This window comes from Clostridium sp. CTA-6 (genome assembly GCF_054768115.1).
Genome location: NZ_BAAAAU010000001.1, coordinates 308860 through 321681, shown reverse-complemented (window position 1 = coordinate 321681; position 12822 = coordinate 308860). Strand labels below are relative to the sequence as shown.

Here is a 12822-nt window from a genome sequence, read left to right as displayed (position 1 = left end):
AATAATAAAATTTTAGATATTATATCTATGATTGAAAATTTAAAATAAATTTTTTAAATACACTTTAAATATTAACAGCCCCTATTCACTTATAGAGGCTGTTTTATAATTTTACAAAATAAAAGTAATCTAAAAATTTAACTTCTATATTTTATATATATTTTTAAGTTACAAATAAATTATATTCTTAAATTATTGTAATTTATATCTTGAACTTTTGTTAAGTTAAAAGATGTAGTTTTTTCTTCTTTATCAGTACCAAAAATATTATCGAAGAAATCTCTAATCCCTTTCCATATTTTCCCAAAGAAACCTTTCGCTTCTTCACTAGTTACAACATCTTTTAATTTATTGCTAACCTGATTTAGCTGATCTTTTATTTGTTTAAAATCTAAATCTAATCCATTTATCTTATCCATTAAAGCTGTTATTTTTTGCATGTCTTCATCACTTAATTTATAATCATACTTATTAGTTGCATCTTTTACTATATTTTTTATTTCTTTTTCTGTTTTTGGTTTTTCCTTAACAACCTCTTTTTTAACTTCATTTATTAAGTTAGCTGCTTCATCTTGTCCTATTTTTTCTCCTAGGTTACCAGTAACCACCATTTCTTCATTGGCTACTTTCTTCTTCTCTTCATCTATTTTTTTACCGCCTTTACTACTTTCAAATCCCTTTAATATACCTGTAAGAGCCGCTGTACCAGATACGTTAAAAGGTGATCCTACTTTAACATTGGCATTTTCTACTCCTGCTGTTATTAAAGCATTTCTAATCATACTCTCAGTAACCCAATATATATTATGGGTAGATATGTTTAATCCACCTTTGTCTGTAGGTTCCACATAGGCACAAGATATAGATTTCGTTCCTATTTGTTTTCTTGTAGCCACCCCAGCTAAATACTTATCTTCTTCTTCTTTGTTAACTTCCATTACATTAGCTTCTTTTCTAGTTACTCCAAAATATTTAAGCATTTCTTCCTTTTGTTCATTAGTTAAATCTGCTCCTAATGTGACAACTTTAAAAGCATCTGCATAAACTTTATTGGCCGAAGAAGCAGATATTATTAAAGAAAAAGTAAACACTAAAACTAATAATTTACTAATCACTGTTTTGCATTTCATATTTTCAGTCTCCTTTATACTTTATGTGTAGTGATATATAAATCTATACTGTTAATTTCATAAATAGGATAGATTTATATTATCATCATATATTATACTACATATCCAAGTATAAAAAAGTATAAATATAGTTACAAATTACTTATAATTTTATTAACTTTTTATTATAAATTAAGATTAATTTTAGACTTTATTGGAAAATTCATATATTATATAATTAAGCAAAGTTTAATTATATAGTATTTATGACTATTTAAGTTACAGACTTATGTATAAAGGAGATTTGTTTTATGAAAAAAATTTTTATAGATACAGAAACTACAGGTTTAGAACCTGGTGAAATTATACAACTTACTTATTGTGTTTGTGATATAAACTCAAAGGGAGAGGAAAGAGTTTCCTTTTCTAAAAACTTCTTTTTTGATGTAGATTATATTGAAGAGTCTGCGGAAGCCATTCATGGTTTTAGTGTAGAAAAATTAAAAATTTTATCTAATGGTAAAAAATTTAAAGATTTAGCTTCAGAAATTAGCTCTGATTTAAAGGATGGAATATTTATAGCTCATAATGTTAATTTTGATAGAAAATTTGTTACTGCTGAATTTAATAGATTAGATGATATAAATTGGATTCCTAAAGAATTCTTTTGTACCATGGAATATTTTAAACCTATTGTTAAAGCAACCACTAGAACGGGCAAACTAAAAAAACCTAGACTAGAAGAAACTGTTGATTTTTTAAACATAGATAAAAAAGTAGTTCTAAAGGGAGCTAAAAAACTTTTTAATTGTGATGATGTTGGATTTCATGATGCTAGATATGATGTAGCTGCTCTTGTATCTTGTTATTATAGAGCTAAAAAATTAGGATACTCTTAATTAAGTTAACTCGTACTTTTCAAATAACTCTGAAATAAAATTTTAAGGGATACAGGTTATTTAGTATCCCTTAAAGTTTATTGATAATAAAAATATTTTCCCCTTTATTAGTGATCTAGTAAGTTGGACTTAACTTTCCTTAAAAGCTTCTCATAGAATATATAGCCAAACAAGCCACCTAGTGTATTCAATATTACATCATTTCATTTATATCAACAGTTCTTATACTTCCCCAATAAATTGCTATATATTGAAAACATTCAATAAATAAAGATGTAAAGAACAAATAGTCAATGTAATTTTAAAATTTCTAAACATTTTCCTTAATAAAGGTAAAAAAATTGATAATGCTATTAAAAGCGCTATATTTCCCATAATATTTAGCATATTAATCTTTTAGTACAAATATTTTTAGGATTATTTAAAACCTCCAAAACGGAACCAGCTTCTACAATTTCACCCTTACTCATAACTAATATTTTATCTGAAATCTTCTTAGCTAAATTTATATCATGGGTTATATAGAGCATAGAAAATCCATTTAAGTTTTGCAATTGCTTTAATAGTCTTAATATATTAGCCTTAGTGGATGGATCTAACATAGAACTTATTTCATCTGCTATTAAAAGAGTAGGTTCCATTATAAGTGCCCTTGCTATTGATACCCTTTGTCTTTGCCCTCCACTTAATTCATTACATTTTTTATTTACAAAGGATTTTTCTGTAGATAATTGTACTTTCTTTAAAACTTGTAAAGCTTTATTATTTCGCTCTTCAACTGATCCATCTTTTATTATATCCAAAGGTTCTCTTATAGCCTCCATTATAGTAAAGGAACTGTTGATAGCAGACATAGGATCTTGGAATATAATTTGTATACCAAATTTTCTTGAAGTAAATTTATTACCTTCTAACTTTTCATTATTAAAATATACCTGACCTTCATCTGGCTTTAATATTCCAGATAGTATGTTTGCTAAAGTACTTTTACCAGAACCAGATTCACCTATTAAAGATACTATTTCACCACTTCTTATGTTTATATCACAATAATTTACCGCGGAAACTTTTTTATATTTAGTTTTATAAACTTTTTTTAATGAATGTGCTGTAAGTAAATTTACTATTCCACCTTTATTACAGCATATCTTTCTCCTATCTGATATTTCAGATAGATTAGGCTTTTTTTCTCTACACAAAATACCTCTTTGAACACATCTACCATAAAAAGCGCATCCTTTTTCTTCCGAAACTTCCTCATTAGGTATTCCCCATAAATCTCCAAAAGGATTTATTTCTATAGAAGAATTTATTATACCTCTGGTATAGGTATGCATCGGATTATTTATTATTTCTTTTGTGTACCCCTCTTCTAATAGGTTTCCCTTATATATAACCTCTAATTTTGTTGTTAATTTATCTATAACATATAGATCATGAGATATTACTATCATTGTCATATTATTTTTATTTTGCAATGCCTTTAAAAGCTTTATTACTTCATTTTTACTTATGTTATCTAAAGCACTAGTAGGCTCATCTACTATTAAAACTTCTGGCTCACAAGCTAATGCCATAGCTATAAGAACTTTTTGTCTCATTCCCCCGGATAAATTATGAGCATATTCTTCTCCGATATCTTCACTTAGTCCTACCATTTTCAATAGATTTTTTACTTTATTTAAAGCTTCTTTTTTATCAATATGTGAGTGTTTATAAATAGTTTCTAATATTTGTTCCTTTATATTTAAAACTGGATTTAATACTTCTGAACTATTTTGAAAAACTAGAGCTATTTTATCCCATCTATATTCATCTTTTTCTTCATCTTTTAACTTAAGTATATTTTTATATTTGTATATAATCTCACCCTGTACTTTAGAATTTGCTTTTAAAAGTCCCATTATAGCCATAGCTATAGATGTTTTACCGCTACCAGATTCTCCTATAACCCCTATGTTTTCTCCTGTTTTTAATGTAAAAGAAACATTATCTACTGCTTTATATAACTTTTCATTTTCATAATAAACAGATAAATCTCTTACTGTTAACAAGTCTTCCAATAAAATTCCCTCCAATTGATATGTAATATATTAAAAATTTTCTATCTCTTTTCCTATAAAAGCAAAGGATAGTACCAAAATAATAATAGAAAGTAAAGGTGCTGTAATCCACCATTTCCAATAATTCGTAAAGTATATACCATCAAAATCTATGGCATGATTTAAAATCATTCCCCAACTTTTAGAAACAGGATCTCCTAATCCTAAAAAAGATAAGGAGGATTCTGCTATTATTGCTTTACTTATTATTTTTACCATACTAATGCTCACTAAGGGGAAAATCTGAGGTAATATGTGCTTTCTTAATATATGAAAAAAGTTTGCCCCACAACTTTTAGCGAATTCTATATAGTTTTCACCTTTTATAGATATAACCTTAGATCTTATTATTCTAGCAGGTCCTACCCAAGAAAATATACTTAATACTATTATTACATTTTTTAAATTAGGTCCAAAAAAAGCAGCAAGAACTATCATAACAGGAAGCTGTGGTAATACTAACATTAAATCCGTAAATCTCATTAAAAATTTATCAACTAATCCTCCATAATAACCTGAAATTATTCCTACAAAACTACCAAAAGTACCAGCTAAAACAGCTGTAGATATACCTAAAGTTATACTTATTCTTCCTCCATAACAAATTTGTGACCATAGATCTATACCTAAGTCATCTGTGCCCAAAATATGCTCTATGGAGGGAGGAATTAGAGAACTGGCACTGGGAATATTATAAGGATACTTACATAACAGGGGACATAAAATAGCTATACTTATAAAAACAAGTGCAACTAAAAAGGATAATTTACCTATAACAGAACATTTTTTAAAAATTTCACAATACTTCTTCATATACTATCTCACCCTTGGATCTAATTTTTTGTAAAACATATCTGAAATTAAATTCATAAAAATAACCATAAAAGTAACTATTAAAAATATGCCTTGTATAAGAGGATAATCTCTTACACAAACTGCTTCTTTCATAAGTTTTCCAAGTCCAGGATAATTAAATACATTTTCAACTAATATAGATCCCCCTACTACAGATCCTAAACTTAAAAACATTTTCGTTATTATAGGTAATATAGAATTCCTAAGGATATGTTTAAATATAACTGTTTTGCTGCCAAGTCCTTTACCCTTTGCGGTTTTTATGTATTCTTTAGATATAACAGAAATAGCACTACTTCTTGCTACAAGATAAAACTCTCCTAACTTAGATATAGTTAACGTTATAATTGGTAATGCTGCATGATAAATTATATCTAGAAATTTATCCCCAAGGGAACTATAATCTTTAAAATCTGTTACAGCTCCAGAAAGAGGAAACAAATTTAATTTTCCTGCTAAAATAAATAAAAAAACTATACCTAATAAAAAACCAGGTATTTCAGATAAAGTCATAAAAAAGCCATATAATATCTTATCTAATCCTTTATTTTGATTAAAAGCTGATAATGTTCCTATAAGAGTACCTAATACAAAGCTTATAAATATAGAACTAATAACCAGCATAAAAGTCCACTTAAATCTAGCTTTCACTATATTTTTAACAGTATCATTGTAATAAATACTATATCCTAAATTACCTTTGCATAAGTTTTGAATGTAAGCTAAATATTGATTGCTTAAAGGTTTATCTAATCCATAATAGGCTTTATACTTTTCTATCTGTTCTTCTGAATAAGCTGATATTTCTGTTCCATTGTCTCCAGATAATATAACAAAAGGGTCCCCAGGCATAAGCCTAGGGATAAAAAAATTTAATGTAAGTATAATTACTATAGTAACCACATACTCTAGAATCTTTATAAACTTACTATTCATAATATCAACTTCCCTTATTTCCTTTGTAAGTAAGTTAATTTACTATGAGATACCACAAAGTGATCATACATATTCATATATCCATCATATTTATCAGTTTTGTGCACTGATATAGAAGATGTATTTATAATAGGTATCATAGGTATTTCTTCCGCTATTTTTTCTTGAAGCTGAAATACTATTTCTTTTCTCTTATCTGGATTCATTTCCTGCATTTGTTTCATACAAAGTTTATCTATTTCTTCATTTCTATATCCTGGTATACCATTTATAACACTGCCACCGCTTTTATCATTATTTGATTTGTAAAGTTCTCTTAAAACATCAGCATCTTTGCCCCAACCACCATGTTCAGTTATTATAGTTTCATAGTTTCCTGACTTTACCGCTGCATCTCTACTCTTCATATCCATACTTTTAATATTAACTTTTATTCCTGCTTTTTCTAATTGTAATTTTAAAAGTTCTGCCATTCTTAAATTATCCTTTTTATTTGAAACAATAATTTGGAAATTTATATTTTTTTCTTTTAAAAGTTCTTTAGCCTTTTCTACATTATAATCATATTTTTTTATATCTTTGTTATACCATATATGTTCCTTTGGTATATAGGATGCACTTCCTTCTGTTCCTATTCCTCTCATAACTTTATCTATTATTTCTTTTTCATTTATAGCATAGGCTATGGCTTGTCTTACATTTCTATCTTTAAATTCTGGATTTCTATTCATATTCAAACATAATCTATACCCAAAGAAATTATGTCCCTTTATCAATTTATATTCTTTGTTATTTTCATATTTTTTAGCTATATCTGGTTTAACACTTTCTACTAAATCTATATCCCCTTTTTCAAAAGCAAGTATAGGATCACTTACTGGAATAAATTCTATAGTTTTAACATTTTGTTTTGGTCCCCAATAATCTTTAAAAGCAGTAAATTTATAAGAACCTCTTTCTTTATTATAATCCTCTAACATGTATGGACCACAACCTATAAAAGCTTCCTTACCATCAAATTTTTTAGGATCCTCTACCTTTTCCCAAATATGTTTTGGTATTATTCTAGTAGTTCCTAAGTTTTCTAAAGAAGCTGCATTTACTGTATTAACTGTTATTTTGATATAGTTATCTTTGAGCACTTCTACCTTATCTATAAAACATTTTTTACCTATGTATATACTTTTGCTTACTGGTGGATGTTTTTTGTAATAATCAAAGGTAAATTTAACATCCTCTGGAGTAAAATTCTTGCCATCTTGCCATTTTACTCCCTCCCTTATTTTAAACAAATATTCCTTACCATTGTTTTTTATCTCCCATTTTTCTGCAAGCCATGGTATAATTCCCTTTTCATCCTTTTCTATAAGAGAATCATATATTAAATTAGTCTTAGACGTTCCTGGACCTCTAGGATATGTTCTATATGGATTTGGTTCTCCCCAATCTCCCCCTTCTAATTTAAGACTTACATCTCTTTTTTTTGTTTTATTATTTACATTTGTAGTTTCTTTTGCTTTTTTATCTCCTCCACAGCCTGTAAACAAAAAGCTTATAGCTATTAGCATTGTAAATACTAACAACATACTCTTTTTAGATAACCTTTTCATATTAGCCCTCCTACATTACTATAAATAATCTCATATTAATTTGTATTTATTTTTTAACTAGATAATACAATCTATTATTCCTGTTAAAAAAATTTGTTATTAAATACTATACTTATCCTATTATTGACTTTACAAAATAGATCTAAAGAACCCTTGAATATTCTTTAAAACAATCAGAGCAAACCATTTTTCCATCCATTATTCTTATTCTATGTTCTGCGGTACTTTCTTTACAGATTTCACAGGTAATGTTTTTAAATAATTTAGCTCTTTCTGGTAAGGAGTAACTAGGTTCTTTGAATTGGAAAAGTTCCTTATAATCTTCATTTAATATGTAATTCATATATTCATTTCTATCTTCCCTTTTTTCCTTAGGACTAAATATTATTCTTATTGCCTCCCCATTTTTTCTATTAAAAAAAGAGAAAGCCATCTTTCCAGAATCCTTATGAATAATATTACCTTTTCCTAAGGAGCAACCTAATAACACTTGTATTGCATCTACTCCACAGGCATCATTTTCTGTAACACAAACTATTTCTTCATCCTCTGAAAATTTTATATTCATAGTTTCTATAGCTGCCTCTGCAGCTTTGTAGCCTATGGCTAGCCCAGGACAAGAATGCCCATGAAAATTTGTGCATTTTTCCCATAATCCTTCTTTCATTTTTATACCTCCAAAAATATTATTATTTACTAATTGAGCACTTTACTTCGTTAAAAACACAATATAAATGAACATATTGTGTTTTACTTTGAAGGTGCCATATAAAAATAGATTTGATTTTATATTTGTGGTATAAAAATTAACTCTATTTTATATAGCCCCTTTTAATCATGAAAATTCTCAATTATCCCATAAATACTTAATAGCAATTAATATGCCAAGAACATAAATAATAGTAAATGTGCATTTGCCAATAAAATCATTAAATTTATTCTCAAAATGACACTTCTTTTGTTTCATTTTGATATTTTTATCACTTTGATACATTTTTATCTTATTTTTCCTAAATTTCGTCATATTTCTTTATTTTTTCTTATTTATATTTTATACTATACTTAATAAAAACATTATTAACTTTTGTACAGTTTCCTTAATAAGAAATGTAACTATATATACCACGATTAACATTAATTATTATTCTCAAGAGTATTCTAAATACCTGTAGCTAAATATTTATCTAATAGACTTATGGAAAAAAGTCTATTAGAATTGTTAATTGTAAAATTTATTGAAAAGGAGAATGAAGTATGGATACAATAAACTTAAAGCCTATTGGATATGTAAAATCGCCCTTTAAAAGTCTTGAAGAAATACCTCCTCAAAGTATTTATGCAAAGGATGAAAAAGCTACAATAGAAATAAAAGAAGATTTGGTAGATGGGTTAAAAGATTTAGACAAAAATTCGCATATAATAATTCTTTTTTATTTTAATAAATCTAAAGATTTTAATCTTATAACAAAAACTCCTTGGAGTGATGAAAAGAAAGGTGTTTTTTCTACTAGATCACCTAAAAGACCTAATGCTATAGGCTTATCTATAGTAAAACTAATAGAAATAAATAATAATAAAATAATAATTGAAGGGGTGGATATGTTAGATGGCACCCCTGTATTAGATATAAAACCCTATTCAGACAAACTAAATCCTTAATTAGATAAAAGATTTCATATTTGTTATTATAACGAATATGAAATCTTTATCTAACAATAACTTTTTTTATTGATCTTCTTTATATATACTTTCTACTACTTCTAAGTATAGATGGCTGTGCTCCTTTTCTTTGTACTGCAATGGCTGAAACCTTATTCCCAAATTTAACAGCTTCTAATAAGGATTTAAGCATAATATTCTCTGAATTTATTTTTGTACTTAATGCACCTATAAAACTATCTGCTACTGCTTGATTGGCACCCTTTCCCCCAGGTATTTTTTCAAAGGAGTTGCATAAAAACATCTTAAAATTTTAAAAGTTCTTCAATTTCCTCCTCTGCCATATTGGATAAAAGAACTTCCTCTCCTAGATTTTTATCTATTACCTTATCTATAATTTCTTTCTTTTTTTGTTGTATTTTATATATTTTTTCTTCTATAGTTCCTTTAGCAATAAGTCTTATAACCTCTACAGTTTTCTTTTGACCTATTCTATGGGCTCTATCTGAAGCTTGGTCTTCTACTGCTGGATTCCACCAAGGATCAAAGTGAATCACTATATCTGCTGAGGTTAAATTTAACCCTGTTCCACCTGCCTTTAATGAAATTAAGAATATGTCCCCCTTACCATTATTAAAGTCTTTAACTAAACTTCCCCTTACATTAGCCTTTGTACTACCATCTAAATATAAATAGTTTATATTATTTGCTTTAAAAACTTCTGATATATTTTTTAATACAGAGGTAAACTGAGAAAACAATAATATCTTATGCCCCTCATTTATATTACTATTTACAATATCTAAAAGGGTTTCTATTTTTCCGTTACTCCCCTCATAATTTTCTATAAAAGTAGATGGATCACAACATATTTGTCTAAGCCTTGTAATTATAGATAATATTTTAATTTTGCTTTTATTAAATCCCCTTTCTTTTATTTCTTTATAAAATTCTTCTTTTGCACTTTCTGCAAAGGATGCATATACTTTTTTCTGCTCTTCTGTCATGCTAACTATTATATTATGTTCAATTTTAGGTGGTAGTTCTTTTATTACATGTTTTTTTAATCTTCTAAGAATAAAGGGTTTTATATGATTATTTAGCTCTCTTAAAGCTTCTTCATTTTTATCTTTAACAATGGGAGATTCATATTTAGCATAAAATCTTCTATAATTTAAAAGGTATCCTGGCATTATAAAGTCAAAAATGGACCAAAGCTCTGTTAGCGAATTCTCTATAGGCGTTCCTGTTAATGCAAAATAGTTATTAGCTTTTATACTTTTTACACTCTGAGCATTTAAAGATTGAGGATTTTTTATGTTTTGTGCTTCATCTAAAAAACAATATCTAAATTTAACTTTTTCATATTTATCAATATCTCTTCTTATAAGAGCATAGGAAGTTATAACTACATCTGATGCGTCTATAGCTTTTATACTTTCTTCTCTAGAATCTTTATCCCCTGATACTAGCGTACATTTTAAATCAGGTTGAAATTTCTTTATTTCATCTTCCCAATTATAAACTAGAGAAGTTGGGCAAACTACTAAAGAAGGCATAGGTTTATTCTTATTTTCCTCCACCTCGGATTTTATAAAAGCTATAGTTTGAAGGGTTTTACCAAGTCCCATTTCATCTGCTAATATTCCTCCAAACCCACAACTTGCTAAGGTTTTAAACCATTTAAATCCAAACCTCTGATAGGGTCTCATTATGGATTGAAGATTTTTAGGGACCTCATAATCTATATCCTTTATATCCCTTATGCTATTTACTAATTCTTTAAATCTCTTATTTCTCTCTACAAAATATATTTCTTTTTCTTTAAGAGAATTATCTATGTAAACTGCATTAAATTTTGGAAGGGTTACAACATCCTTTTTAAAATCTGAAGCTTTTATATTTAAATAATCTATTATACTGCCCATATTCAAAATTTCATCATTATTTAAAGGTATAAAGCCCCCATTTTTTAATCTGTAATACTTTTTCTTTTGTTTTACTGCATTAAATATATTAAAAAGCTCTTTTTTATCTACTCCTTCTATACTAAAACTAAATTCTAAAAGGTCTTCATTATTAAGTCTAACATTGGATTTATAACTAGAAGAATTATATACTTTTATGTTTTTAAATCCTTCTGAATAATATACTTCTGCACACTGCTGAAGTTCTTCCATACCCTGTACTAGAAAATCTAAAAGTTTTTCTTCCTCTTCAAGTTCATAACACTCCACCATTTTTTTAAAAGAAAATCTCTCTAATAAATTAGTGATCGCTTTTTCTTCTTCTATATTTCTAACTAGAACTTTATGGTCTAATCTATTATTATATTGAAAAGGGTTTAGTTTAACATCACCATATGTAAATATTATATCTACTGTTACTTTATCATCTTTTTTATCAAAATAAACAGTGCTTATTAATTCCTCCTCATAAAATCTTTTTTTAAATTCTTCTTCAATATATAAAGTTTTACTTATTTTCTTTAAGGATGGAATCACATAAGAGGCTATATCTTCACTAAAACTTTCGTCAAAGCTTATCCCTATCCCATCTTCTTTAGTAAAACCTTTAACAAATCCTTTATATAGATTAATTTGTTCTGAGGAAGGCTCATAAATTTTATCATTATAAAAAAAATATTCTTTAGTAATGGTATGAGGTAAACAACCTGTCTGTTTTAAAACTAATTTATCCTTTTCCTTTTGAAGACTAAATTCTAAAGGGAAATCCTCCCTTACAATGGAAACCCCTTTAAAATTTTCACCATCTAATTTTAATTCTATGGTATCTTTATCTATTATATTAAAAAATCCTTTAATCATAGTTTCTGAAATATAAGCTTTTTTACCATTTAAAAATGAACTTATATTTGAAAAATTTATATTTTTTGCAAGTTGGTCATATTCATATACTTCTAATAACATATTTATTATTTTTTCATCTTTTTCCGTAAATCTATGTACATATGGATTGAAAATAAAATTCTTTCCAAAAGCTAATTCATGTTTTTTTGTAATAGCTTCTAAAAATCCTCTCATATTTTTTACTACATAAAATTTATCCTCCCCCAACTTAAGTTCTAGTGATATATATCTCTCATTTGGTGTACTATCTATACATAGTTTATAACTTACAGATAAATTTTTGGGCTTTGTATCTATAGTTACTTCCTTTAAAAAATTTTCCTTTATTACCTCTATGAAGTCCCTTTTTCTTCTTTTTTCGCTTTCTTTTAAGATTATATCTTTTTCATTTATATATTTAATAAGAGTGGCTACAGAATGTTTGCAATTTATTCCCCAATATTTACATTCACAATTACTACTTATATAGGTACCACCCCTTAAAACTTTTATAGATACCTCATAGAAATCTTTACCTAAAGAAGATCTTACCCTAGATCTAATATTTAAATCACCATTTTTCTCATATGCTTCTATATATTCTACTTGATTATTAATATAACAATTCAATCCTCTTTCATAGATTTTTTCTCCTGCAGCTATTCTAAGGTCTTTATTTGTAATATTCACAAAAATCTTCTCCTTAAATATGTTTAAAACTTTTTATTTATATAAGTATTATACCACCTAGAAAACTTATATAAAATAATCTTACTTACCATTAAAAATAATCTTATTTCAAA

At 27.0% G+C, this 12822-nt stretch carries 10 protein-coding genes; 2 read left to right on the top strand and 8 right to left on the bottom strand.

The genetic code is table 11. The features are described 5' to 3' along the window. Positions 1 to 179 precede the first annotated feature (179 nt). Complete coding sequence (locus tag ACYUDJ_RS01345) at positions 180 to 1130, bottom strand: DUF1002 domain-containing protein (RefSeq protein WP_003486123.1); 951 nt, start codon at positions 1128 to 1130, stop codon at positions 180 to 182. 290 nt (positions 1131 to 1420) lie between these two features. Between ACYUDJ_RS01345 and ACYUDJ_RS01340 the strand changes: the two genes are divergently transcribed. Further along, a complete protein-coding gene (locus ACYUDJ_RS01340; protein ID WP_043031903.1) occupies positions 1421 to 2008 on the top strand; it encodes a 3'-5' exonuclease in 588 nt (195 codons plus the stop codon). A 380-nt stretch (positions 2009 to 2388) separates the two neighbouring features. Here ACYUDJ_RS01340 and ACYUDJ_RS01335 read toward each other — a convergent pair whose 3' ends face one another. From ACYUDJ_RS01335 to ACYUDJ_RS01315, 5 genes are all read right to left on the bottom strand, one after another. After that, on the bottom strand, positions 2389 to 4071 hold the full coding sequence (locus tag ACYUDJ_RS01335; RefSeq protein ID WP_043031902.1) for an ABC transporter ATP-binding protein: 1683 nt from the start codon (positions 4069 to 4071) through the stop codon (positions 2389 to 2391). A 30-nt stretch (positions 4072 to 4101) separates the two neighbouring features. Then, positions 4102 to 4923 (bottom strand): ABC transporter permease, encoded by an 822-nt coding sequence (locus tag ACYUDJ_RS01330; RefSeq protein WP_043031901.1) that lies wholly within the window; start codon positions 4921 to 4923, stop codon positions 4102 to 4104. Positions 4924 to 4926: 3 nt separating this feature from the next. Next, entirely contained in the window at positions 4927 to 5901 is a 975-nt protein-coding gene (locus tag ACYUDJ_RS01325) for an ABC transporter permease (protein WP_003486132.1), read from the bottom strand. Between the two features lie 14 nt (positions 5902 to 5915). Next, positions 5916 to 7511: an ABC transporter substrate-binding protein gene (locus ACYUDJ_RS01320; protein ID WP_003486134.1), complete on the bottom strand. Its 1596-nt coding sequence runs from the start codon at positions 7509 to 7511 to the stop codon at positions 5916 to 5918. A 142-nt stretch (positions 7512 to 7653) separates the two neighbouring features. Next, entirely contained in the window at positions 7654 to 8178 is a 525-nt protein-coding gene (locus tag ACYUDJ_RS01315) for an FmdE family protein (protein ID WP_003486137.1), read from the bottom strand. A gap of 587 nt (positions 8179 to 8765) precedes the next feature. Here ACYUDJ_RS01315 and tsaA point away from each other — a divergent pair. Beyond that, positions 8766 to 9170 (top strand): tRNA (N6-threonylcarbamoyladenosine(37)-N6)-methyltransferase TrmO, encoded by a 405-nt coding sequence (gene tsaA / locus ACYUDJ_RS01310; protein WP_003486140.1) that lies wholly within the window; start codon positions 8766 to 8768, stop codon positions 9168 to 9170. A 79-nt stretch (positions 9171 to 9249) separates the two neighbouring features. On the opposite strand, the gene ACYUDJ_RS01305 is transcribed toward tsaA, so the two are convergent. Together ACYUDJ_RS01305 and ACYUDJ_RS01300 are read right to left on the bottom strand one after the other, a co-directional pair. After that, positions 9250 to 9474 (bottom strand): ribokinase, encoded by a 225-nt coding sequence (locus ACYUDJ_RS01305; protein WP_003486142.1) that lies wholly within the window; start codon positions 9472 to 9474, stop codon positions 9250 to 9252. A gap of 1 nt (position 9475) precedes the next feature. Further along, positions 9476 to 12709, bottom strand: coding sequence for an SNF2 helicase associated domain-containing protein (locus tag ACYUDJ_RS01300; protein ID WP_003486143.1), 3234 nt, complete (start codon positions 12707 to 12709; stop codon positions 9476 to 9478). Between the last annotated feature and the right edge of the window lie 113 nt (positions 12710 to 12822).